Origin of the sequence: Mycolicibacterium chlorophenolicum (assembly GCF_001044235.1) — a bacterium.
In the GTDB taxonomy this organism is placed as follows: Bacteria; Actinomycetota; Actinomycetes; order Mycobacteriales; family Mycobacteriaceae; genus Mycobacterium; species Mycobacterium chlorophenolicum.
Window position 1 is genome coordinate 71,182 of record NZ_JYNL01000054.1, and the last position, 23,255, is coordinate 94,436.

The following is a 23,255-nucleotide window of genomic DNA, read 5'->3' on the forward strand; positions in this document are numbered from 1 at the left end:
TCTGCCGTACCCTGGTTGGCTATGTGCGGAATCGTCGGCTACGTCGGGCAGCGCCCTGCCTGCGGGATCGTCGTCGATGCGCTGCGCCGCATGGAATACCGGGGTTACGACTCCTCGGGCGTGGCGCTGGTCGACGGGCAGGGCGGTCTCACGGTGCAGCGCAAGGCGGGCCGGTTGGCCAACCTCGAAGCGGCGCTGACCGAGGCCGGCGAGGACAGCCTGGTCGGGTCGACCGGGCTCGGACACACCCGCTGGGCCACCCACGGCAGGCCGACCGACCGCAACGCCCACCCGCACCGCGACGCAAGCGGCAAGGTCGCGGTCGTGCACAACGGGATCATCGAGAACTTCACGGTGCTGCGCGCCGAGTTGGAGGCCGCCGGCGTGGAGTTCGCCAGCGACACCGACACCGAGGTCACCGTGCACCTGGTGGCCCGCGAATACGACGCCGGCGCCCACGCCGGTGACTTCCCGGCGTCGGTGCTGGCGGTGCTGAGGCGCCTCGAGGGCCACTTCACGCTGGTCTTCGCCCACGCCGACGATCCGGACACCATCGTCGCGGCCCGCCGGTCCACGCCGCTGGTCCTCGGGGTCGGCGAGGGGGAGATGTTCGTCGGGTCCGATGTCGCGGCGTTCATCGAGCACACCCGCGAGGCGGTCGAGCTGGGCCAGGATCAGGCGGTCGTGGTGACCGCGGACGGCTACCGGATCACCGACTTCGACGGTCGCGACACCGACGATTTCCGGGCCTTCCACATCGACTGGGACACCTCCGCCGCCGAGAAGGGCGGCTACGACTACTTCATGCTCAAGGAGATCGCCGAGCAGCCCGCCGCGGTGTCCGACACGCTGCTGGGCCACTTCGTGGACAACCGCATCGTGCTCGACGAGCAGCGCCTCTCCGATCAGGAACTGCGCGACATCGACAAGGTGTTCGTGGTCGCGTGCGGCACGGCCTACCACTCGGGGCTGCTGGCCAAGTATGCGATCGAGCACTGGACGCGGCTGCCCGTCGAGGTCGAGCTGGCCAGCGAGTTCCGCTACCGCGATCCCGTGCTCGACAGCCACACCCTGGTGGTGGCCATCTCGCAGTCGGGGGAGACCGCCGACACACTGGAGGCGGTGCGCCACGCCAAGGAGCAGAAGGCCAAGGTGCTGGCGGTGTGCAACACCAACGGCAGCCAGATCCCGCGCGAATGCGACGCGGTGCTCTACACCCGCGCCGGCCCGGAGATCGGGGTCGCGTCGACGAAGACGTTCCTCGCCCAGATCGCGGCGAACTATCTCGTCGGTCTGGCCCTGGCCCAGGCGCGGGGCACCAAGTACCCCGACGAGGTCGCGCGTGAGTACCACGACCTGGAGGCCATGCCCGATCTGATCGCGCGGGTGCTCGCCACCGCCGAGCCGGTCATCGCGCTGGCCAAACAGTTCGCGTCGTCGCAGACGGTGCTGTTCCTGGGCCGCCACGTCGGCTACCCGGTCGCGCTCGAGGGTGCGCTCAAGCTCAAGGAACTGGCCTACATGCACGCCGAGGGCTTCGCCGCCGGCGAGCTCAAGCACGGCCCGATCGCGCTGATCGAGGACGATCTGCCGGTGATCGTGGTGATGCCGTCACCGAAGAACGCGGCGACGCTGCACTCCAAGCTGCTGTCGAACATCCGGGAGATCCAGGCCCGCGGCGCCGTCACGATCGTCATCGCCGAGGAGGGCGACGACACCGTGCGGCCCTACGCCGACCACCTCATCGAGATCCCGGCGGTGTCCACGCTGTTCCAGCCGCTGCTGTCGACCATCCCGATGCAGCTGTTCTCGGCCGGCGTGGCGCAGGCCCGCGGTTACGACGTCGACAAGCCCCGCAACCTGGCGAAGTCGGTTACCGTCGAGTAACCCTTTGACCAGGGCGGTTATGACTCTTGTGTCAATTAAGGAAGAATTAAGGGCGATCTGTTAACGCTGCCCGCCCCGGCATCGATATACCCGGTTAGAACCGTTATGCAAGCAGCGGTCGCCGGTGCCACGCGCCCGGCGGAGGACGGAATCCCCGTCACTGCGGCCCACGCCGCAAGACCTGCAGCAACAGACTCGCGAGCTCGCCATGTGCCGGGCGGCGGTGTCTGTCCGACCCCCGGGGGCGAAACGATGAATGTCAGTGAGCAACACCGCGGCCGCTTCGTGGTCAGGCCGCGACGCGACGGCGCGACCCTGGTCCTGCATGTCGAGGGCGACCTCGACGTGCTGACCGCACCGACGCTGGGAACCCATCTCGACGTGGCGCTGACCGACAACCCGTCGGTGCTGATCGTCGACATCACCGACGTGGGCTTCCTGTCGTCGGCCGGCATCAGCATGCTCGTCGAGACCCACCGCCTGACCTCCCGGGCGGGGATCTCGCTGCGCGTCGTGGCCGACGGGCCCGCGACCGCACGGCCGATGCGCATGATGCGCATCGACGAGATCATCGACCTCTACCCGACGGTGGCCGACGCGCTGAGCGGCACGAAAGCCCGTTAGCGACAGCGCTATTGGCGAGCGGTCTGCTGATACAGCGCCAGCTTCCAGCCATCGCCGGTGCGCCGGTAGACCGACGACATCGCACCGATGAACGGTGCGTCGTTGCCGTCGCGCCACCCGGTGCCGGTGTACACCAGCGCCGCGGTGTCCTCGGCGATCGTGATCATCTGCACGTCGTCGATCGCGTAGCGCGCCCACGGCGGTGACTGGCCGAGCGCCGAGACCACCGTGGCGCGATCCATCACGGCGCCGTTGGCCAGCACCATCAGCGCGTCGTCGGTCATCACGTCGCCGTAGAACCGGTCGCCGGTGCCGTCGCACAGCGACCTCCAGCCGGCGTGTTCGAGGGCAAGCAACTCCTCACTCACAGGGGAATCCGTCATGGTCGCCGGGTACCCACGTACCGTGATTCGAATGCGGTACTACTACACCGCCCAGCAGATCCGCGACGCGGAAGCACCGCTTCTCGCGGCCCTGCCGCCGGGGGGACTGATGCGCAGGGCCGCGTTCGGCCTGGCCACCGCGATCGCCCGCGAGTTGGGCACGGTGTCCGGCAAGACGGTGTGCGCCGTTGTCGGCTCGGGGGACAACGGTGGCGACGCGCTGTGGGCCGCGACGTTCCTGCGCCGCCGCGGCGCCGGGGCGGCCGCGGTCCTGCTCAACCCCGAGCGCACCCACCGCGCCGCGCTGGCCGCGTTCCGCAAGGCCGGCGGCCGGATCGTCGAGAGTGTACCTGCAGCAACGGATCTGGCGATCGACGGGGTCGTCGGCATCTCAGGGTCCGGACCGCTGCGCCCGGCCGCGGCCGAGGTGTTCGACGCCGTCGAGCAGGCCGGCATCCCGGTGGTCGCGGTCGATCTGCCCAGCGGCGTCGACGTCGCGACCGGCGCTGCCGACGGCGCACACGTCAAGCCCGCGCTCACGGTGACCTTCGGCGGCCTCAAACCCGTGCACGCGCTCGGCCATTGCGGCCGTGTGGAACTCGTCGACATTGGCCTCGACCTGCCGCCCTCGGACATCCGCGGCTTCGACGCCGCCGACGTCGCCGCCCGCTGGCCGCTGCCCGGCCGCAGCGACGACAAGTACACCCAGGGCGTGACCGGCGTGATGGCCGGCTCGTCCACCTACCCGGGGGCGGCGATCCTGTGCACCGGCGCTGCGGTGGCCGCCCACTCCGGCATGGTCCGCTACGCGGGAACCGCTGCCGCCGAAGTGGTTTCGCACTGGCCCGAGGTGATCGCCACCCCGGGTTACGCCACCGCGGGCCGGGTGCAGGCCTGGGTGGTCGGCCCGGGGCTCGGCACCGACGAGACCGGGGCGGCCGCACTGTGCTTCGCGCTGGAGACCGATCTGCCCGTCCTCGTCGACGCCGACGGCCTGACGATCCTGGCCGCCCATCCCGACCTCGTCGCCGGACGCAGCGCGCCGACGGTGCTCACCCCGCACGCCGGCGAATTCGCCCGGCTGGCGGGCGGTCCGCCCGGGGACGACCGGATCGCGGCCACCCGTGGCCTGGCCGACCGCCTCGGCGTCACCGTGCTGCTCAAAGGCAACGTGACCGTCGTCGCCGAACCGGACGGACCCGTCTACCTCAACGTCGCGGGCGGGTCGTGGGCGGCCACCGCGGGTTCGGGTGACGTGCTGTCCGGCGTCATCGGCGCGCTGCTGGCCTCGGGCCTCCCGCCCGGCGAGGCCGCCGCGGCGGCCGCGTTCGTGCATGCCCGCGCGGCCGAACTCGCCGCCCTCGATCCCGGCCCGGCGCCGGCACCGACGTCGTCGTCACACATCCTGGCTCATCTGCGAACGGCGCTCGGCTCGATCCTCTAAAAAGGACGTCATGCCCAACGTTTCGCGCCACACGTCGTTGACCCCCGCCTATTGCGGCCGTCTGTCCACCTCACCGATCCCGGCCCTGCGCCTGCCCGACGAGTCGATGGACTCGGAGCAGACGTACCGGTTCATCCACGACGAGCTCATGCTCGACGGCAGCTCGCGGCTCAACCTGGCGACGTTCGTGACGACGTGGATGGACCCCGAGGCGGGGCAGCTGATGTCGGAGACGTTCGACAAGAACATGATCGACAAGGACGAGTACCCGGTCACCGCCGCGATCGAGCAGCGCTGCGTGTGCATGGTGGCCGACCTGTTCCACGCCGAGGATCTGCGCGACGACGACCCGTCCACGGCGATCGGGGTGTCGACGGTGGGCTCCAGCGAGGCGGTGATGCTGGCGGGCCTGGCGATGAAGTGGCGGTGGCGCCAGCAGTTGGAGGCGGCCGGGCAGGACTGGAAGGGCCGCACCCCGAACATGGTGATGGGCTCCAACGTGCAGGTGGTGTGGGAGAAGTTCTGCCGCTACTTCGACGTGGAGGCGCGCTATCTGCCGATGGAGCACGGCCGCTACGTGATCACTCCCGAGCAGGTGCTCGACACGGTCGACGAGGACACCATCGGCGTGGTCGCGATCCTGGGCACCACGTTCACCGGCGAGCTCGAACCCGTCGGCGACATCTGCGCGGCGCTCGACGGGCTGGCGGCCGACAAGGGCCTCGACATCCCGGTGCACGTCGACGCGGCCAGCGGCGGTTTCGTGGTGCCGTTCCTGCACCCCGACCTGGTGTGGGACTTCCGACTGCCGCGGGTGGTGTCGATCAACGTCAGCGGGCACAAGTACGGGCTGACGTATCCGGGGATCGGGTTCGTGGTGTGGCGCAACGCCGAGCATCTGCCCGAGGAACTGGTGTTCCGGGTCAACTACCTCGGCGGCGACATGCCCACGTTCACGCTGAACTTCTCCCGGCCGGGCAACCAGGTGGTCGGGCAGTACTACAACTTCCTGCGGCTGGGGCGCGACGGCTACACCACGGTGATGCACTGCCTGTCCGACACCGCCCAGTGGCTGGCGCGCGAGCTGGCCGCCATGGCAGGGCCGGACAACAAGCAGGTGTTCGAGGTGATCTCCGACGGCTCGGCGATCCCGGTGGTGGCGTTCAAGCTGGTCGAGGGCACCAACTACACCGTGTTCGACGTTTCGGCGCTGCTGCGCAGCTACGGCTGGCAGGTGCCGGCCTACACGATGCCCGACGACGCCAGCGATGTCGCGGTGCTGCGCATCGTGGTGCGCGAGGGCTTCTCGGCGAACCTGGCGCGCGCACTGCGCGACGACCTGGTGGAGGTGCTCGCGAAGCTGGACCGGACCGGTGTCGGCGGGTTCTCCGACGAGGAGCACTTCGCCCACTGACCCGTCCGCGGCGACCGCCTGGGACAATCGGGGGCGGTGATCAACGCTCCGAAAACGACCCAGCACACGCCGGTGGCGATCGTCGACCTCGACGCCATCGCGCACAACGTCTCCGTGCTGCGCGAACGCGCCGGCTCGGCCGCGGTGATGGCCGTGGTGAAGGCCGACGGCTACGGCCACGGCGCCCCCGAGGTGGCCCGCGCGGCGCTGGCCGCCGGCACCGCCGAACTGGGCTGCGCGACGATCGACGAGGCACTGGTGCTGCGCCGCGAGGGCATCACCGCCCCCGTGCTGGCGTGGCTGCACCCGCCCGGCACCGATTTCGCGCCCGCGCTGACCGCCGATGTGGAGGTGGCGGTGTCGTCACGGCGGCAGGTCGACGAGGTGCTCGCCGCCGCGGGCCGGACCGGGCGGACCGCGACCGTGACGGTCAAGGCCGATACCGGGCTCAGCCGCAACGGGGTCGAGCCCGCCGAGTTCCCGGCGGTGATCGACGCGCTGCGTGCCGCGGCCTCCGACGGCGCGGTCCGGATCCGCGGGCTGATGTCGCACCTGGCCCACGGCGACGTCCCCGAGCACCCGTTCAACGACGTGCAGGCGCAGCGGCTGACCGATCTGGCCGCGCTGGCCCGCGACCGCGGCGTCCGCTTCGACCTGGTGCACCTGAGCAACTCACCGGCGGCGCTGACGCGACCGGACCTCGCGTTCGACATGGTCCGGCCCGGGATCGCGGTGTACGGGCAGACACCCATCCCCGAGCGCGGTGATCTGGGACTGCGGCCCGCGATGACGGTGACGTGTCCGGTGACGATGGTGCGCTCCGTGCGCGCCGGTGACGGGGTGTCCTACGGGCACACCTGGGTCGCCGACCGCGACACCACGCTCGCGCTGATCCCGGCCGGCTACGCCGACGGGGTGTTCCGCGCGTTGAGCAACCGGATGGCCGTGCAGATCAACGGCCGGCGCTACCCGAACGTCGGGCGCATCTGCATGGACCAGTTCGTGGTGGACCTCGGGCCGGGTCCGGTCGACGTGACCGAGGGCGACGAGGCGATCCTGTTCGGCCCGGGCACCGAGGGGGAGCCGACCGCGCAGGACTGGGCCGACCTGCTCGGCACGATCAACTACGAGGTGGTCACCAGCCCGCGCCGGCGGATCGTGCGGGCCTACCGCGGGGGTTCGCGATGAGCACGGCCAACCGGGCCGGGTGGCTGGCCGGCGCGGCGGGCATCGCCGCCGTCGGGTCGGCGGCGGGCGTCACGGCCGCGCGGTCGTTGCGGCGCCGGGTGACCGCCGAGGATCCGCACCGCGACGAGGATTTCGAACTGCTGGACGCCGACCGCAGCACCGTGGTGACGACCCCCGACGGGGTGCCGCTGGCGGTACGCGAGGTCGGGCCGCTGAATGCGCCGCTGACCGTGGTGTTCGCGCACGGTTTCTGTCTTCGCATGGGCTCCTTCCATTTTCAGCGCGCCCGGCTCACCGAGCAGTGGGGCGATCAGGTCCGCATGGTGTTCTACGACCAGCGCGGGCACGGTCAGTCCGGGGAGGCGTCGCCGGAGACCTACACCGTCGAGCAGCTGGGCCAGGACCTCGAGAGCGTGCTGGCGGTGATGGCCCCGCGCGGGCCGGTCGTGCTCGTCGGACACTCCATGGGCGGCATGACCGTGCTCTCGCATGCGCGCCAGTACCCGCAGCGCTATCCCACGCGCGTCGTCGGTGCGGCACTGATCGCGTCTGCGGCCGAAGGGGTTTCGCGGTCACCGCTGGGGGAGATCCTGAAGAACCCGGCGCTGGAGGCGATCCGGTTCGGCGCGCGGTACGCCCCGAAGACCGTGCACCGGTTCCGCGGCGCCGGCCGGGCGGTGATCGGGCCGATCCTGCGCGCGGCGTCCTACGGTGACGAGAAGATCAGCCCGAGCGTGGTGGCGTTCTCGGAGAAGATGATGCACGACACCCCGATCACCACGTTGGTCGAATTCCTGCACGCGCTGGAGGTGCACGACGAGACTGCGGGGCTGACGACGCTGCGCAAGGTGCCGACGCTGATCGCCTGCGGCGACCACGACCTGCTGACGCCGATGGAGTACTCGCAGGAGATGGCCGTGGCGCTGCCGAAGTCCGAACTGGTGATCGTCGGCGGCGCAGGACATCTGGTGCAGCTGGAGAACCCGGAGATCATCGACGAGGCACTGGTGCGGTTGGTCGAACGTTCGACGCCGTCGAAGTTGGTGGCGCTGACGCGGCGGGTGCGGGATCGGGTGCGTAACCATGGCTGACGGCTCGGGAGCCACCGAGCTGCTCACCGCCGAGGACACCCTCGCGTTCGGTGCGGACCTGGGCCGGCAGCTGCGCGCCGGGGACGTCGTCGTGCTGTCCGGTCCGCTCGGTGCCGGAAAGACGGTGCTGGCGAAGGGGATCGCGCAGGGCATGGATGTCGAGGGTCCGGTCATCTCGCCGACCTTCGTGCTCGCGCGGGTGCACCGGGCGCGTCAGGCCGGCGCCCCGACGATGGTCCACGTGGACCTGTACCGGCTGCTCGACCAGGCGTCGGTCGATCTGCTCGCCGAACTGGACTCGCTGGATCTGGACACCGATCTCGATGACGCGGTCGTGGTGGTCGAGTGGGGCGAGGGGGTGGCCGAACGACTCTCCGANGCCGGCACACTCGACTGACCCTGATCATCAGTGACAATGAACGACACGGTCACAATCCCCGCACTCGGCGAGGTCAACGTGACCGATTGCAGCAGTTGCTGATACACCGACACCGATGTCCGCACCGCGATCTGGCAGTGGAGCATGCCGTGAGCAGACTGGTCCTGGCGATCGACACCGCCACCCCGGCGGTGACCGCCGGTGTGGTGCGCCTCGGCGACGAGGTCGAGCTGTTGGCCGAACAGGTCACGGTGGATCCCCGGGCGCACGCGGAACGGTTGACGCCCAACATCGTTGCGGCGCTGGCCGATGCGGGCGTCGGCGTCGATGAGCTCGACGCCGTGGTGGTGGGCTGCGGCCCGGGACCGTTCACCGGGTTGCGGGTCGGCATGGCGACGGCCGCGGCGTTCGGGCATGCGCTCGGCGTTCCGGTGCGGGGAGTGTGCAGCCTCGACGCGATCGCGGTCGGAACGGCCGGAGAGGTCCTGGTCGTCACGGATGCGCGCAGGCGCGAGGTGTACTGGGCGCGCTACCGCGACGGCGCCCGCGTGGATGGACCTGCGGTGAACGCGGCGGCCGACGTGCCGTCCGGTGCGGCGGCGGTGGCGGGCTCGCCCGAGCATGCGGTGCTGTTCGACCTGCCGCGGCTGGCGCCGGTGTATCCCTCTGCGACGGGAATCGTTGCGGCGGTTGCCGATTGGGAGGTGGAGCCGGAGCCGCTGGTGCCGCTGTATCTGCGCCGCCCCGATGCCAAGCCGCCGGCAGGTAAGCGATGAACGTGGAGTACGGGACGCTGGTGGCGGCGGACGCGGCACGGTGTGCGGAACTCGAGGCGCAGCTGTTCGAGGGCGACGATCCGTGGCCGGAGCGGGCGTTCCTGGCGGAGATCGCTGCCAAGCACAATCTCTACGTGGCCGCGCGGGCCGACGACAAGCTGGTCGGTTATGCGGGCATCGCGCGGCTGGGCCGGGTGAAGCCGTACGAGTACGAGATCCACACGGTCGGGGTCGATCCCGCCTACCAGGGGCAGGGGATCGGCCGGGGGATGCTGCGCCATCTCATCGAGTACGCCGACGGCGGGACGATCTTCCTCGAGGTCCGCACGGACAACGAGGCGGCGATCGCCTTGTACGAGAGCGAGGGCTTCACGAAGATGGGGATCCGCAAGCGGTACTACCGGGTCAGCGGCGCCGATGCGTACACGATGAAGCGGGAGCAGCGATGATCATCTTGGCCATCGAGAGTTCCTGCGACGAAACGGGAGTCGGGATCGCGGAGCTGACCGACGACGGTACGGTCACGCTGCTGGCCGACGAGGTCGCGTCCAGCGTCGACGAACATGCCCGGTTCGGCGGGGTGGTGCCCGAGATCGCGTCGCGGGCGCACCTGGAGGCGCTGGGCCCGACGATGCGGCGGGCGTTGGAGGCGGCGGACATCGACAAGCCTGATGTGGTCGCGGCGACCATCGGGCCGGGGCTGGCGGGTGCGCTGCTGGTGGGGGTCGCTGCTGCGAAGGCGTATTCGGCGGCGTGGCAGGTGCCCTTCTATGCGGTCAACCATCTCGGCGGCCATCTGGCGGCCGACGTTTTCGATCACGGGCCGTTGCCGGAGAGTGTCGGGTTGCTGGTGTCGGGCGGGCACACCAACCTGCTGCATGTGCGGTCGCTGGGGGAGCCGATCGTCGAGCTGGGGTCCACGGTCGACGATGCGGCCGGCGAGGCGTACGACAAGGTCGCCCGCCTGCTCGGGCTGGGGTATCCGGGCGGCAGGGTGCTCGACGAGCTTGCACGCGAGGGAGATCCGTCGGCGATCGTGTTCCCGAGGGGAATGACGGGTCCGCGCGACGACCGGTATGCGTTCAGCTTCTCGGGGCTGAAAACGGCGGTGGCGCGGTACGTCGAGAGTCATCCGGACGCGTCGCAGGCCGACGTGGCGGCGGGGTTCCAGGAGGCGGTGGCGGACGTGCTGACCGCGAAGGCGGTGCGGGCGGCTGAGGATCTCGGGGTGTCGACGCTGCTGATCGCGGGTGGGGTCGCGGCGAACTCGCGGCTGCGGGAGCTGGCCGAAGAGCGTTGTACCGCTGCGGGAATGACGCTGCGGGTGCCGAGGCTGCGGTTGTGTACGGACAACGGGGCGATGATCGCGTCGTTCGCCGCGCACCTGATCGCGGCGGGTGCGTCGCCGTCGCCGCTCGACGCGGCGAGTGACCCGGGTCTGCCGGTGGTGCAGGGGCAGGTCGCGTGAGCGAGCTGGCCGACAGGCTGGCCGTCACCGAATTGCTCTACCGCTACGCCGAATTGATCGACGCGGGCGATTTCGACGGAGTCGGTGAGCTGCTGGGCCGGGGAAACTTCATGGGTGTCGCGGGCGCGGAGCGGATCGGGGCGCTGTTCGCGTCGACCACCCGCCGGTTCCCGGATCACGGCAACACTCCGCGCACCCGCCATCTCGTCCTCAATCCGATCGTCGATGTCTCCGGGGACACCGCGACCGCACGATCGACCTTCTGCGTCGTCCAGCAGACGGACACGATCGCCCTGCAGCCCATCGTCGTCGGGAGATATCACGACGCCTTCGCCCGTGACGCGCACGGCTGGTACTTCACCGAACGCAGGGTCGACGTGGAAATGATCGGCGACGTCTCCGACCACCTGATGATGGACCCCCACCAGATCCGCTAGAACGGCGGCGGGTCGTCGCCGTAGTCGGGTGTGGGCGTGATGGCGGTGTTGTCCTGCCGGGGTTGGTGTTTGGCGTTGCGTTCGTGTTGGCGTTGGAGGGCGTTGAGTTCGCGTTCGCGGGTGATGCGGGCGGCGCGGTTCTGGGTGCGGGTGCGTCGTCGGGTGGGCATCATCAAGGACCGCCCCGGTCGGCGCGGCGGCGGTGTGGTCCCGGACGGTGGTGGGGGTCCGGTGGTGGTGTTCCAGGACGGGAACAGCAGTGTGGAGAACGGTTTGGTGGTGTAGGTGTGTCCGGTGGGGGTGGTGACCCGCACCGTTCCGTCGGCGGCTTGGGTGTCGGTCCAGCCTTCCCAGAACGTTTTCACCAGATGATGTTGGCGGCAATAGCATTTGGTGTTCGAGGCGTGGGTGGCGCCGTGCGGGTAGGGCTGGGTGTGGTCGATGTCGGCGAACACCGCGGGCCGGTCGCAGCCGGGGAAGCGGCAGGTCAGGTCGCGGGCGCGGACGAACCGTTCCAGCGCAGCGCAGGGGCGGTAGCCGGCGGTGGCGCCCAGGGCGGCCGGGTCGGTGAGGAACCGTACGGTGGCGCCGTGGGCGATCAACTCGGCCAGCAGCGGCGCGGGCACGACCGCGCTGCCGAAGCCGGGGATCAACGCCGCCGTACGGGGTGCGGGCTCGGGCTCCGGTTCCGGCTTGGTCTGCGGCTGAGCCGAAGGCTCTTCTCGTGCCTGAGAGGGTTCGCCGTGCAGGTGGGGGTCGACGGTGGCGTCCAGGGCGCTGGGCTCGGCGATGACGGTGATCGTGAAGCTCGACCCGCGGCCGTCGTCGACCTGGGCGGCCGGGCAGCCCGAATTACCGCAGCGGCACCGGCGCCATCCCGACGGCGGCGNGGGTTCGCCGTGCAGGTGGGGGTCGACGGTGGCGTCCAGGGCGCTGGGCTCGGCGATGACGGTGATCGTGAAGCTCGACCCGCGGCCGTCGTCGACCTGGGCGGCCGGGCAGTCCGAATGACCGCAGCGGCAGGACAGCACGAACGACCCCGCCGCCATCGCCCCCAGGGAATCAGCGCAGCGCTGATCCAACGTGCGGGGGTCGTTCTCGCACACCGAGTGCACCATCACCGACAGCCGATGCGCCAGCGCCGCCGCATCCGGGGTAGCCAGCTTCCCGAACGCGCTCGTCAGGCCGGTGCGGTCATCACGGTCGCCGAGGGTGAACGAACGGCCCGCCATCCCGGTGCGCAACCGCCGCACCGCATCCGGGTCGTATCTGTCGATCCACACGTCGATGGCGGTCTCGAGTTTCTTCTGCGACAGCAGCCCCCACTCCCGCANCGGCCCGCCATCCCGGTGCGCAACCGCCGCACCGCATCCGGGTCGTATCTGTCGATCCACACGTCGATGGCGGTCTCGAGTTTCTTCTGCGACAGCAGCCCCCACTCCCGCACGGCGTCGACGAAGACGCCGTCCAACCGGGCCAGGACCGCGGGATCGACCACCAGGGCCGCCCGGAACACGATCGTCGTCACCAAAGACAGCGGCACCCGCCCGGCCGCCAGCAGCCGGCCCAGCCGGGGGAACCGGTCACGCAACGCCAACCCCAGGGTCATCTGCCCCGAGGCGCGCCCGGAGCTGATGTTGAGCGCACACCCGATCTCCGCGGCCGCAGCGTCCCAATCATCACAGGCCCAGCGGGCCCGGGCCGGGGTTTGGCGGCGCTCCCAGAACTCCACGATCGCGGCCAGCTTCACCGCCTCGGCCCGCGCCGCCGCCGCCCCACCCCCGGCCACGATGTCGACCAGATCCGCATCCCCGGCAGCAGCCAGCGACGCCATCGGCGGCACCACGGAATCGTACATACGTTCGNTTGGCGGCGCTCCCAGAACTCCACGATCGCGGCCAGCTTCACCGCCTCGGCCCGCGCCGCCGCCGCCCCACACCCGGCCACGATGTCGACCAGATCCGCATCCCCGGCAGCAGCCAGCGACGCCATCGGCGGCACCACGGAATCGTACATACGTTCGATTTTAGATTTTGTGCGGTGTCGATCGCGATGCACGGATTTCGTCCTGTGGATAACCTCGGGCCTGCCGAACGGCCTGTGGATAACTCTGCATCGCCGCAGCTCAGCGGTCGCAACTTTCGCTGCTGGCGTACTCACTGCCCGTGAGCCTTGAGGACCTAGCACTCTCGTGTATAGAGTGCTAGGTGGCAACCGGACCTCCCCGTGTCGACACCCGCGACGACGGCGCGGGGGCGGACACCGGTCACCGAGTACACACACCTACATCAGTGAAGGGGCTCCATCGTGGCGAGCGTGAACATCAAGCCACTCGAGGACAAGATCCTCGTTCAGGCCAACGAGGCCGAGACCACGACCGCTTCCGGTCTGGTCATCCCCGACACCGCCAAGGAGAAGCCGCAGGAAGGCACCGTCGTCGCAGTTGGCCCCGGCCGCTGGGATGAGGATGGCGAGAAGCGGATTCCTCTGGACGTGTCGGAGGGCGACGTCGTCATCTACAGCAAGTACGGCGGCACCGAGATCAAGTACAACGGCGAGGAGTACCTGATCCTCTCGGCCCGCGACGTGCTGGCTGTCGTCTCCAAGTAGTCGAATCGTGTTCCGCCCCGGACGTTCCCGCACGCGCGGGTGATGTCCGGGGCGGTACGCGTCATACCCGTCTTTAGGGAAAGAAACCAATGAGCAAGCAAATTGAGTTCAACGAAACCGCGCGTCGCGCCATGGAGGTCGGCGTCGACAAGCTCGCCGACGCGGTCAAGGTGACGCTGGGTCCCCGCGGTCGCCACGTGGTGCTCGCCAAAGCCTTCGGCGGTCCGACCGTCACCAACGACGGTGTGACGATCGCCCGCGAGATCGATCTCGAGGATCCCTTCGAGAACCTGGGCGCCCAGCTGGTCAAGTCGGTCGCCACCAAGACCAACGACGTCGCCGGCGACGGCACCACCACCGCCACCGTGCTGGCGCAGGCGCTCGTGAGGGCGGGTCTGCGCAACGTGGCCGCCGGTGCGAACCCGATTGCGCTCGGGTCGGGCATCAGCAAGGCCGCCGACGCCGTGTCCGAGGCCCTGCTGGCCGCGGCCACCCCCGTCAAGGACAAGAAGTCGATCGCCCAGGTCGCGACTGTGTCGTCGCGCGACGAGCAGGTCGGCGAACTGGTCGGCGAGGCCATGACCAAGGTCGGCGCCGACGGTGTCGTCACGGTCGAGGAGTCCTCGACGCTGAACACCGAGCTCGAGATCACCGAGGGCGTCGGCTTCGACAAGGGCTTCGTCTCGGCCTACTTCGTCACCGACTTCGATTCGCAGGAAGCGGTTCTCGAGGATGCAGTAGTGCTGCTGCACCGCGAGAAGATCAGCTCGCTGCCCGACCTGCTGCCGCTGCTGGAGAAGGTCGCCGAGGCCGGCAAGCCGCTGCTGATCGTCGCCGAAGACGTTGAGGGCGAGGCGCTTTCGACGCTCGTGGTGAACGCCATCCGCAAGACGCTCAAGGCCGTCGCGGTGAAGGCGCCGTTCTTCGGTGACCGCCGCAAGGCGTTCCTCGACGATCTGGCGGTCGTCACCGGCGGTCAGGTCGTGAACCCCGACGTCGGTCTGCTGCTGCGCGAGGTCGGCCTGGAGGTGCTCGGCTCCGCACGCCGGGTCGTCGTCGACAAGGACAGCACGGTGATCGTCGACGGCGGCGGCACGCAGGAGGCCATCGAGGGCCGCAAGGCGCAGCTGCGCTCGGAGATCGAGGCCTCCGATTCCGACTGGGATCGCGAGAAGCTCGAGGAGCGGCTGGCCAAGCTGGCCGGCGGCGTCGCCGTCATCAAGGTCGGCGCGGCCACCNCGACGCTCTTCCGATCTGGGTGAGCGGACGAGTCCGAGGTACTGCTCGCAGAACGCCTGGGCGGCGTCGAGGACGCGGTGTCTGCCGCCAAGGCTGCCGTCGAGGAGGGCATCGTCGTCGGCGGCGGTGCCGCACTGGTGCAGGCCCGCAGCGCGCTCGACTCGCTCCGCAAGGAGCTCAAGGGTGATGAGGCGCTCGGTGTCGACGTGTTCGCCGCCGCGCTGGCCTCGCCGCTGTACTGGATCGCCACCAACGCCGGGCTGGACGGCTCGGTCGTGGTGAACAAGGTCTCGCAGCTCCCGGCCGGACAGGGCTTCAATGCCGCGACGCTGGAGTTCGGCGACCTGATCGACGACGGTGTCGTCGACCCCGTCAAGGTCACCCGTTCGGCCGTCGTCAACGCGGCGTCGGTGGCGCGGATGATCCTGACCACCGAGACCGCGGTCGTCGACAAGCCGGCCGAGGCAGCCGATGACGGCCATGGCCACGGCCACGGTCATGGGCACCACCACCACTGATTGCGCAACGTCGAAACACCCCCGGTCATCAGGCCGGGGGTGTTTTGATGTGGCGATCAAGACTTCGTCGTCCAGGACATCTCGACGGCTCGCCGCGGCCGGGCTCGTCGCCGGCGTGACCGCGGTCGCGCTCGGGTCGCCGGCCCACGCCGAGCCGATGGATCCGATTCCGGGCGAGGGGTTCTTCGTGGTCGGACGTGACGTCGGGCTCGGTCTGTATCGCACCGACGGCACCGCCTCGACGTTCGGGGTGTGGATCAACGACGTGCCCACTCAGGACTCCATGTGTCTGTGGTTCACCTACAGCACGCCGGGCCCCGACAAGGCCCACGTCGTGGCGACGAACATGTCCCTCGGCCCGATGTACGCGAACATCAACCCGACGGTGCAATCCTTCGAGTCGCACAACTGCCGGCCCTGGGTCCGCGTCCCCTGACCCGGTGTGCCCACTCTCACCCCGGTGAGGCCTGGTCAACGCGGCTGCCATGAGTAAAATGGATTTTGCTCATGACCGCGAAAGGCTGAGTGAATTCGAGAAAGGAAAGAGGGGGCACAGTCGTGGGCGCGCAGGAACGTCAGCGCGGAATCCTGAGCCGCATCATCCGGGAGACCGATCCGCCGACCGGCGCTCTCCCGCGCATCCCGTTGTCGGACACGGAAGCCGACGAGGCCTACTACGCGCGTGTCGGTGAGGTGCTCGATCTCGCCGGCAACATCGGCGCCCTCCTGATGGCCTCGGGCACCCCGGCCACCGCGACGATGGACCAGGTCACCGCCATCGCCGCCGCCTACGGCGTCGACCGCTGCGAGGTCGACGTCATCAACACGACGATCCACGTCGCCGCCTACCGCGGGCCGTCGTCCCCGGTCAGCACGCTGCACATCGTGCAGTCGCGCTCCATCGACTTCAGCCGGCTGGCCGCCGTCGACCGGCTGATCGGCAAGATCCGCGCCGGCGAGATCTCCCCGTCGGAGGCTCGCACCGAACTCGACACCATCATCACTGCGCCCCATCCCTATCGGCGATGGATCGCGACGCTCGCCTGGGGTGCGCTGGCCTTCGCCACCGCGGGCACGCTCGGTGCGAGTTGGCTTGCGTGTGTGGTCAGCGCGCTGAGCACGATGACCATCGACCGGGTCAACCGGCGGCTCAACCGCCACGGCCTCCCGTTCTTCTTCCAGTACGCCGTCGGCGGGGCGATCGCCGCCGCGCCGCCGATCATCCTGTACTGGCTCAGCCCCCGACTCGGAATCCACTTCGAACCGACAGTGGCCATCGCCGCGGGCCTCGTGGTGCTGCTGGCCGGGTTGTCGCTCGTCGGCTCCGTCGGCGACGTCATCAGTGGCGCGCCCGTCACCGCGGCCGGCCGGTTCTTCGAGTTGGTCATGATGACCGGCGCGACGATCGCCGGCGTCGCGCTGGTGCTGCACCTCGCGAACCGTTTCGGCGCACCGTTCGTCGCCATCGACGCGCACGCTCCGCCGGCGCTGGCCGAGTTCCCGGCCCGAGTAGCGTTCGGCGCCGCCAGTGCCGCCGCCTACGCGCTGGCCTGCTACGCCGAGCGCTCCGCGGCGATCGCCGCGGCCTTCGGCGGCGCGGCGGGCACCATCGCGTTCCTGCTGGCCCAGGGCGCGGGTCTGGGCGCCGTCGTGGCGTCGTTCCTGGCCGCCGTACCGATCGGTCTGGTCGGCAGGCTCATGGAGCGCCGCAACCTGGCGCCGCCGCTGGTGGTGTCGATCGCCGGCATCGTCCCGCTGCTGCCCGGTCTGGCGTTGCTGCACGGCATCTACGCGATCCTCAACGATCAGCACGCGCTCGGATTCGCCTCGGTTCTAGGCGCTTTCGCGATCGGGACGGCGCTGGCCGCCGGCGTCACGCTGGGCGAGTGGAGTTCGTGGAAGGTGCGCCGACGCCGGCTGCAGGCCCGCCGCGCCGACCGCCGCACCCGACTGCCGGGGCAGACCGCGCTCAGCTCTGCGGACTAGGCCTCCAGGCGGGCGCGGATCGCGGCCATCCGCTGCTGCAGATCCGCCTCGGTGATCACGCCGCGCGCCAGCAGGGAATGAGCCAGCGCCACAAGCTGATTCTCCGGGTACGGCAGCTCGGTGTACGTCGTGGCCACCAGGGAGTCCTCCTCGTCGCGACGCTCCTTGAAGGTCGGGACGTCGGCCTCGCACGCCGCCCGATCGAGGGCGTCACAAAGTCCGTCGAGGCTGGTCTTCCACGGTGGCACCGGATTCTCGACGCCGTACTTGGCCGCCATCCGCGGCCACACCTGGTTGCGTTCGACGATCTGCTGCAAAGCTGAACTCTCCACGGCTCACTCGCTCATCGGGTGCAGGGCCGGGCGGGTATCGGTGATCACGTTCGTGGTGACGCCGGGCTTGGGCAGCGCCACCCCGATCAGGCAGTCACGCGTGATGATCTCGGTGAGTTGATCCTCGGTCCAGCCGTCGGTGCCGTCGGGGCGCATCGGCATCACCATGAAGCGGTGCTTCTGGTTGGAATCCTGCACCCGCACCTCGACGTCGTCGCGCAGGTAGAGGCCGAATTCGGCGAGCACCTGCCGCGGCCAGCGCACCAGGCGCCGACGATAATTCGGGGTGCGGTACCACTCGGGCGAGTTGCCCAGGATCGGCCGGGGGTAGCAGGAGCACAGCGCGCACACGATCACATGGTGGACGGTGGGGGTGTCCTCGAGGATCTCGAAAGCCGTGAAGTCACTCGGTGTTCCGAACCCGGTCGGCTCCATCCAATCGACGCCGACCTCCTTGCTCGCCGTCATCGGTTCGGTGAGCGCGAGGCGCTTGAAGTCCGGGTCCAGCCACGAGCGCGCGACCAGGCGGGCCGCGGGCGTCGGGCCGATCTGCTCGGCGAACTCGGTGAACCGCCGATGTTCCTCGGCGGTGAAGATGCCCTTCTCGATGCACAGTTCGCGCAGCGCGATCTCGAGGACCTCGAAGTCGGTGATCTCGTCCACCATCGGCTTCACAGTCCGGTCGTGATCGTGGTCATGATCGTGGGACACGGCGTTTCCCTTCTGCGGCAACGAGATTCAGGCGGCGGCGAGCCAGCGCTCGGGCAGTTCGGTGCGCAAAGTGTCGCTGGCGGTGCCCGTGTAGCCGTGCCACAGCTGCGACTGGTTGAACTCGACCACGTAGAACCACTCGGGGCGGGCGTCGGGGCGGTCCCAGGTCTCGTCCTCGGCGGCCGGACTCTCGTAGGCCACGGTGGCGATCCGTCCCGTCGCCCCGCGCACGTACTCGGGGGTGCGGGTGTAGAAGACCACCGGCAGATCCCGCACGACGACGGCGTCGCCGACCGCGAACTTCGGTTGCCCGGCCAGACCGGCGTACACCTGCGGATCGCCCTTGCCGACGGCGTGCCGATGGTGGGCGTTGCGCGGCACCCCGGCGCCGTCGCCCTCCGACTTCGGGGCGGCGTCGGGGATCCGGCCGTCGAGTCCGCCGGCGTAGCGGTCCTTGACCTCGGCCATGCGCTCGCTGAGCTCACCGAGGCTGATGTGGTGCTTCTCCACCAGCACCCGGGCCACCGCGAGGAGCCACCGACCGTAGTACGGCAGTCCCAGGTACTCGGCCCGACCGACGTCGACGTTGCCGATGCGGCGACGTTCCTCGGAGAGCCAGATGCCGCGCCAGGCCAGCACCTCGCACATGACGTAGGTGAGCTCTTCCCAGGTTTCGTACTGCTTGTTCTCGTACTTCATCGGCGCGTCGGGCTCCCCGCCGACGTCGTGAACCGGCTTGAGGTAGGCCTTGATTCGCGCGGGATCGAGCATGTCGGGCGGGGGAGCATCGGGGAGTTCGGGGAACGCCGACTTCAGCCGGGCGACGAGGTCGAGTTGGGCAGCGCGTTCAGCGGCCGTGCTCACCTGTCGCAGCCTAACGTCGGGTCCGGCCGTCTCGGGCGGTTTCGCGCCGAAGCCCGCCGCCCGCGTCGCGATCAGGCGGACCGGCGGATCCCCCGCTTGAGCAGAAGCTCGCGCTCGGACTCGCTCAGCCCGCCCCAGATGCCGTAGGGCTCACCGACGGCCAACGCATGCGAACGGCACTGAGTGATCACCGGGCAACTGCGGCACATCTCTTTGGCGCGCATCTCCCGCTGGGCGCGGGCCCGGCCACGCTCCCCGTCGGGATGGAAGAACATCGAGGAATCGACTCCCCGGCAAAGGCCTTGCATCTGCCAATCCCAGATGTCGGCGTTCGGACCGGGAAGCTGCTGCGGCTGTGGCACTGCGAAACCCCTCTCTGCACACCCATTTCGCGGACGACGTGGATATGTCAGTCGTGGAAAAGATCCGAGCACAGTCGCCGATGACCACTCGTGCACACAACGTAGAAGGGCTCACGAATTTCCGTCAATACCGCCCCTGTGTGCGAAACCGCATACGCGCAGGCAGAAAATTTACATCACGTTCATCGGTGCGACCCGTTCGCAACGAGTGGGGTGATATCGCCGACCGATCCACCGCCTCTTTAGGCGCCATTTCTCCCGGTCAGTTAATTCCGCGCTGGCCGAACCGAACTCGACACCCGTCGACCAGTTTTCCTGTTTGTAACATGGCCACCACGAACTGTTAACTGACGCGCTCAACAGATCGGCGGGGTTGATAGCGTCGCGTCCTGAGATGGACGACGAGGCGTTCGGGAGCAACCCCGGTGCGTGGCCGCTGCCGGGCGCAGCGACGCCCGAGGACCTGTGGCTGCGTGCCGTCGCCGCAGCCGGGCAGGGCCGCTACGCGTGCGCCCACTCCGATCTCGATGCGCTGATGCGCTCGCGCCCGGACGGCCGGCTCGGGTCGCTGGCGCAGAGCACCCGCGCCTCCTTCCTCCGTCAGCTCGGCTGGCACGACCGCGCCCGCCCGCTCGACGGCGCGGCGTGGGCGCGCTCCGGCGGGACCGGTGAGGCCGGCGCGGACGCGCTGATCGGTCTGGCCGCCGATGCGCTCGGGGTGGGACGGTTCGCCGCCTCGCAGCGCGCGCTGGAGCGCGCCGCCGAACTCGTCGCCGCCAGCCCGTGCGCGCGGTTGCCGATCCGGCTGGCGTGGGTGTCGGCGGAGCTGGCGATGGCACGCGGCGAGGGCACCGCGCTCGCGCACGCCGAACGCGCGGTGCATCTGGCCGACGCGGCTGCCTCTGTCCGGCACCGGGTCAAGTCACGGGTGGTCCTCGCCGCCGCGCACTGCGCCGCCGGCGACCTCGACGCGGCCCGCCGGGAGGGCGACCGCGCGCTGGCCGAGACCGGCGAGCACGGTCTCGTGCCGCTGCGCTGGGCGGTCGCATCCCTGCTCGTCGGCATCGGCAGCGCCGAGTATTCACCCGCCCAGGTCACGGACATTCGCGACGTTTGCGCCGAAACCGTGATCAGACGAGGCGGCGTGTGGCGCTCGCGCTAACGCGGTTGCGCCCATGCCGGTCGTTATTGTTTGTCTGAGCCGGCACTGATCGGTACCGGTTTGTACAGCCACCTCCCCTTCCGGGATGTGTCCCCGACGTAACGCTGGAGAGCCTGCTCACGATGACAATTTCGGGAGAACGTCTCGATGCTGTCGTTGCTGAAGCGATCGCCGGTGATCGGAACGCGCTCCGGGAGGTGCTGGAGATCATCCGCCCCCTCGTCGTCCGGTATTGCCGGGCGCGCGTGGGGACCGCGGAACGTAGCGGTCTCTCAGCTGATGACGTTGCTCAGGAGGTGTGCTTGGCTGCCATCACGGCGCTGCCGCGGTACAAGGATCAGGGACGACCGTTCCTGGCCTTCGTGTACGGCATCGCAGCGCACAAGGTTGCTGACGCGCACCGCGCCGCCGGGCGGAACAAGGCCGATCCGATGGATGTGGTGCCCGAGCGCTTCTCCGGTGAGGCCGGTCCCGAGCAGAAGGCGATCGAGTCCGAATCGTCGGCCCGCATGAACGCCCTCCTGCAGGTGCTCCCCGAGAAGCAGCGCGAGATCCTGATCCTGCGCGTGGTCGTCGGGATGAGCGCGGAGGAGACCGCCGAGGCTGTCGGCAGTACCGCGGGTGCGGTACGGGTGGCCCAGCACCGCGCGCTGTCGCGGCTCAAGGCGGAGATCACCGCGAACGGACGTGACCATGCCTGACTTCGGACGCTGGAATGCCAATGGCGGTGATCCGTCGCTGAACGAGATCAACCGCACCGACCAGTTCCTCGACGCGCTGGCCTCGCAGCAGCCCGTGTACTCGACTGATCGCAGCGACGCCGAGCTGGCGTACCTGCTGGCCGGCTGGCGCGACGATGTGCGTGAGACACCGATGGGATCGGTGCTGACCACCGAGGAGGCCGCGGCGGCGCTGGACCGCGCGACGTCCCCGGGCCGACGGCGGCGGTTGTCGCTGGCGGTGGTTGGCTCGGCTGCCGCAGCTGTGCTGTGCCTGGGTGGCTTCGGCGCGGTGATCGCCGGATCCGGACCCGGCGATGCGCTCTATGGTCTGCGCACCGTGCTGTTCGGGGAGCAGACCCAGGCCCGAGACGACGCGGTGGCGCTGGCGGCCCAGACTGAGATGCAGCAGGTGCAGAAGCTCATCGAACAGGGCGACTGGCAGGGCGCCCAGGCCAAGCTCGAGGCCGTCACCACCACGGTCGCCGGAGTCGGCAACGACGAGCGCAAGGCCGAACTCGTGTCCCAGTGGCAGGAGTTGACCGTCAAGGTCGAGGCTCAGGATCCGGCTGCGACGGTGTCTCCGGGCGCCCCGCTGCCCACGTTCCCGTCGATCAGCGTCGACCCGAACACGTTGTCGCTCACCGTGCCGCCGGAGACGACGTCGACGACTTCGTCGACCGACCCGTCGGCGACATCGCCGTCGCCGTCGTCGGAGACCAGCGGCTCGCCGTCGCCGTCCTCGGAGACGTCCACCTCGGTCGGCGCCTCGTCGCCGACACCGACACCGTCATCGACGACGGCCGCACCGAGCCCGACACCGACAACAACGGTGACGACCGCGGCGCCGTCACCGACGCCGACGACAACCGTGGCGCCGACGCCCACGTCGACGTCGGTGGTCACTCAGCAGTCGACGACCGCGTCGGCCACGTCCGCCCCTCGGGCGACGCCGACACCGCAGCCGTCGCCGACACCGCTGCCGACCTCGACGCTGGCGCCGGCCACCACGGTGCCCTCACCGGTCCAGCAGGTGGTGCCGACCACGACGACGTTGCTGGTGATTCCCGCAGAGCCTGCGGCTCCGGTGATCCCGGCGGTTCCGGTGATCCCGGCGACGCCGCCGGGACAGGTGCGCTGACCGAAGTCGGTTCAGCCGTCAGCGATAGCCGTCGGACTCCGAGGCGGCCTCGTTAAGGGACGCGTCGGCGTAGCCGCGGCAGTAATCCCAGGTGACGTAGGAATCGGGCTCGGGATCGTAGGCCGGCTCGTGCGGGCGGACGGTTCCGTCGACCAGCAGCTGCAACAGGTTTGCGCGCAGCATGTCCCAGTCGTGGTAGTGGTCCTGCTGGCATTCGTCGCAACATACGACGAGACCGCGAATTCCCTTGTGCGCCAACAGCGCTTCGTAGACAGCCAGGTCGGCCAGGTCGGCCTCCACGGCGGTGCGTTCCTGCGGATCCAGCGGCTGACCCGGCTCCAGCGCATCCAGCGCCGCCGACGGATCACTCGGGTCGTCGGCGAACGGGTCAGGCGGTAATCCTGGCGGCAGGTGGTCTCGCACGACACAAGAGTACGCAGCCCCCGGGGGATCGCGCCAGCACTCGCGCGGCACGTCATGGCGAACAGAAACGCCGAGCTTGATGCCGATAAGATGGGCT

The 23,255-nt window shown here is 69.6% G+C and carries 24 protein-coding genes and 3 pseudogenes; 19 read left to right on the top strand and 8 right to left on the bottom strand.

Features of this window, described 5'->3' with window-relative positions:
- Positions 1-21 precede the first annotated feature (21 nt).
- Both glmS and MCHLDSM_RS21130 read left to right on the top strand, forming a co-directional pair.
- Positions 22-1,887 carry a glutamine--fructose-6-phosphate transaminase (isomerizing) gene (glmS, locus tag MCHLDSM_RS21125; protein ID WP_048471870.1) on the top strand — a complete coding sequence of 622 codons (1,866 nt, stop codon included), beginning with the start codon at positions 22-24 and terminating at the stop codon, positions 1,885-1,887.
- A 252-nt stretch (positions 1,888-2,139) separates the two neighbouring features.
- A complete protein-coding gene (locus MCHLDSM_RS21130; protein WP_048471871.1) occupies positions 2,140-2,511 on the top strand; it encodes an STAS domain-containing protein in 372 nt (123 codons plus the stop codon).
- An 8-nt stretch (positions 2,512-2,519) separates the two neighbouring features.
- Here the strand turns inward: MCHLDSM_RS21130 and MCHLDSM_RS21135 are convergent, their stop codons facing one another.
- Positions 2,520-2,894, bottom strand: coding sequence for a nuclear transport factor 2 family protein (locus MCHLDSM_RS21135; RefSeq protein WP_048471872.1), 375 nt, complete (start codon positions 2,892-2,894; stop codon positions 2,520-2,522).
- 31 nt (positions 2,895-2,925) lie between these two features.
- On the opposite strand from MCHLDSM_RS21135, the gene MCHLDSM_RS21140 reads away from it, so the two are divergent.
- The 9 genes from MCHLDSM_RS21140 to MCHLDSM_RS21180 all read left to right on the top strand — a co-directional run bounded on the left by MCHLDSM_RS21140 (position 2,926) and on the right by MCHLDSM_RS21180 (position 11,091).
- Positions 2,926-4,338 (top strand): bifunctional ADP-dependent NAD(P)H-hydrate dehydratase/NAD(P)H-hydrate epimerase, encoded by a 1,413-nt coding sequence (locus MCHLDSM_RS21140; RefSeq protein WP_048471873.1) that lies wholly within the window; start codon positions 2,926-2,928, stop codon positions 4,336-4,338.
- A gap of 10 nt (positions 4,339-4,348) precedes the next feature.
- Complete coding sequence (locus MCHLDSM_RS21145) at positions 4,349-5,752, top strand: glutamate decarboxylase (protein ID WP_048471874.1); 1,404 nt, start codon at positions 4,349-4,351, stop codon at positions 5,750-5,752.
- A 36-nt stretch (positions 5,753-5,788) separates the two neighbouring features.
- The gene (gene alr, locus MCHLDSM_RS21150) at positions 5,789-6,940 is read left to right on the top strand and encodes an alanine racemase (protein ID WP_048471875.1); all 1,152 of its coding nucleotides are present in this window, start codon (positions 5,789-5,791) and stop codon (positions 6,938-6,940) included.
- The gene (locus MCHLDSM_RS21155; protein ID WP_048471876.1) at positions 6,937-8,031 is read left to right on the top strand and encodes an alpha/beta fold hydrolase; all 1,095 of its coding nucleotides are present in this window, start codon (positions 6,937-6,939) and stop codon (positions 8,029-8,031) included. Before alr ends, MCHLDSM_RS21155 begins: the two co-directional genes overlap by 4 nt.
- Positions 8,024-8,409 (top strand): tRNA (adenosine(37)-N6)-threonylcarbamoyltransferase complex ATPase subunit type 1 TsaE (gene tsaE, locus MCHLDSM_RS21160; RefSeq protein WP_131722669.1); only part of this gene is annotated, 386 nt, incomplete at its 3' end. The genes MCHLDSM_RS21155 and tsaE, both read left to right, overlap by 8 nt.
- Before the next feature lie 150 nt (positions 8,410-8,559).
- On the top strand, positions 8,560-9,186 hold the full coding sequence (tsaB, locus tag MCHLDSM_RS21165) for a tRNA (adenosine(37)-N6)-threonylcarbamoyltransferase complex dimerization subunit type 1 TsaB (protein WP_048471906.1): 627 nt from the start codon (positions 8,560-8,562) through the stop codon (positions 9,184-9,186).
- On the top strand, positions 9,183-9,635 hold the full coding sequence (gene rimI / locus MCHLDSM_RS21170) for a ribosomal protein S18-alanine N-acetyltransferase (protein WP_048471878.1): 453 nt from the start codon (positions 9,183-9,185) through the stop codon (positions 9,633-9,635). Before tsaB ends, rimI begins: the two co-directional genes overlap by 4 nt.
- On the top strand, positions 9,632-10,654 hold the full coding sequence (gene tsaD / locus MCHLDSM_RS21175; RefSeq protein ID WP_048471879.1) for a tRNA (adenosine(37)-N6)-threonylcarbamoyltransferase complex transferase subunit TsaD: 1,023 nt from the start codon (positions 9,632-9,634) through the stop codon (positions 10,652-10,654). The genes rimI and tsaD overlap by 4 nt, the downstream gene beginning before the upstream one ends.
- Positions 10,651-11,091 (top strand): nuclear transport factor 2 family protein, encoded by a 441-nt coding sequence (locus tag MCHLDSM_RS21180; protein WP_048471880.1) that lies wholly within the window; start codon positions 10,651-10,653, stop codon positions 11,089-11,091. The genes tsaD and MCHLDSM_RS21180 overlap by 4 nt, the downstream gene beginning before the upstream one ends.
- Positions 11,092-11,981: 890 nt before the next feature.
- On the opposite strand, the pseudogene MCHLDSM_RS40520 reads toward MCHLDSM_RS21180, so the two are convergent.
- Together MCHLDSM_RS40520 and MCHLDSM_RS40525 are read right to left on the bottom strand one after the other, a co-directional pair.
- Positions 11,982-12,323 (bottom strand): annotated as a pseudogene (locus MCHLDSM_RS40520) (DUF222 domain-containing protein); the annotation flags it as partial.
- Positions 12,324-12,425: 102 nt separating this feature from the next.
- Positions 12,426-12,949, bottom strand: a pseudogene (locus MCHLDSM_RS40525) (DUF222 domain-containing protein); the annotation flags it as partial.
- A gap of 449 nt (positions 12,950-13,398) precedes the next feature.
- On the opposite strand from MCHLDSM_RS40525, the gene groES reads away from it, so the two are divergent.
- From groES to MCHLDSM_RS21210, 5 genes and pseudogenes are all read left to right on the top strand, one after another.
- Positions 13,399-13,701: a co-chaperone GroES gene (groES, locus tag MCHLDSM_RS21195; protein ID WP_003929249.1), complete on the top strand. Its 303-nt coding sequence runs from the start codon at positions 13,399-13,401 to the stop codon at positions 13,699-13,701.
- 89 nt (positions 13,702-13,790) lie between these two features.
- The coding region (gene groEL / locus MCHLDSM_RS21200) for a chaperonin GroEL (protein WP_234714137.1) at positions 13,791-14,939 on the top strand (1,149 nt) is incomplete at its 3' end.
- A 36-nt stretch (positions 14,940-14,975) separates the two neighbouring features.
- Positions 14,976-15,458: pseudogene (locus tag MCHLDSM_RS39665) on the top strand (TCP-1/cpn60 chaperonin family protein); the annotation flags it as partial.
- A 49-nt stretch (positions 15,459-15,507) separates the two neighbouring features.
- Positions 15,508-15,894, top strand: a complete 387-nt coding sequence (locus MCHLDSM_RS21205; protein WP_234714138.1) for an Rv1352/Rv1906c domain-containing protein — start codon at positions 15,508-15,510, stop codon at positions 15,892-15,894.
- Positions 15,895-16,016: 122 nt separating this feature from the next.
- Entirely contained in the window at positions 16,017-17,444 is a 1,428-nt protein-coding gene (locus tag MCHLDSM_RS21210; RefSeq protein WP_231508183.1) for a threonine/serine exporter family protein, read from the top strand.
- Here MCHLDSM_RS21210 and MCHLDSM_RS21215 read toward each other — a convergent pair.
- From MCHLDSM_RS21215 to MCHLDSM_RS21230, 4 genes are all read right to left on the bottom strand, one after another.
- Complete coding sequence (locus tag MCHLDSM_RS21215; RefSeq protein ID WP_234714141.1) at positions 17,441-17,722, bottom strand: SH3-like domain-containing protein; 282 nt, start codon at positions 17,720-17,722, stop codon at positions 17,441-17,443. The genes MCHLDSM_RS21210 and MCHLDSM_RS21215 overlap by 4 nt on opposite strands.
- A gap of 57 nt (positions 17,723-17,779) precedes the next feature.
- Positions 17,780-18,442: a thiocyanate hydrolase subunit gamma gene (gene scnC, locus MCHLDSM_RS21220; protein ID WP_109788904.1), complete on the bottom strand. Its 663-nt coding sequence runs from the start codon at positions 18,440-18,442 to the stop codon at positions 17,780-17,782.
- A 72-nt stretch (positions 18,443-18,514) separates the two neighbouring features.
- Positions 18,515-19,351 carry an SH3-like domain-containing protein gene (locus MCHLDSM_RS21225; protein ID WP_048471884.1) on the bottom strand — a complete coding sequence of 279 codons (837 nt, stop codon included), beginning with the start codon at positions 19,349-19,351 and terminating at the stop codon, positions 18,515-18,517.
- Positions 19,352-19,422: 71 nt separating this feature from the next.
- The gene (locus MCHLDSM_RS21230) at positions 19,423-19,713 is read right to left on the bottom strand and encodes a WhiB family transcriptional regulator (RefSeq protein WP_043406099.1); all 291 of its coding nucleotides are present in this window, start codon (positions 19,711-19,713) and stop codon (positions 19,423-19,425) included.
- A 394-nt stretch (positions 19,714-20,107) separates the two neighbouring features.
- On the opposite strand from MCHLDSM_RS21230, the gene MCHLDSM_RS21235 reads away from it, so the two are divergent.
- From MCHLDSM_RS21235 to MCHLDSM_RS21245, 3 genes are all read left to right on the top strand, one after another.
- Positions 20,108-20,875, top strand: a complete 768-nt coding sequence (locus MCHLDSM_RS21235) for a tetratricopeptide repeat protein (RefSeq protein ID WP_048471885.1) — start codon at positions 20,108-20,110, stop codon at positions 20,873-20,875.
- Positions 20,876-20,997: 122 nt separating this feature from the next.
- Positions 20,998-21,576, top strand: coding sequence for a sigma-70 family RNA polymerase sigma factor (locus MCHLDSM_RS21240; RefSeq protein WP_048471886.1), 579 nt, complete (start codon positions 20,998-21,000; stop codon positions 21,574-21,576).
- On the top strand, positions 21,569-22,735 hold the full coding sequence (locus tag MCHLDSM_RS21245) for an anti-sigma-D factor RsdA (protein WP_048471909.1): 1,167 nt from the start codon (positions 21,569-21,571) through the stop codon (positions 22,733-22,735). The genes MCHLDSM_RS21240 and MCHLDSM_RS21245 overlap by 8 nt, the downstream gene beginning before the upstream one ends.
- Positions 22,736-22,753: 18 nt before the next feature.
- On the opposite strand, the gene MCHLDSM_RS21250 is transcribed toward MCHLDSM_RS21245, so the two are convergent.
- Positions 22,754-23,158: a DUF5319 domain-containing protein gene (locus tag MCHLDSM_RS21250; RefSeq protein WP_043406106.1), complete on the bottom strand. Its 405-nt coding sequence runs from the start codon at positions 23,156-23,158 to the stop codon at positions 22,754-22,756.
- Between the last annotated feature and the right edge of the window lie 97 nt (positions 23,159-23,255).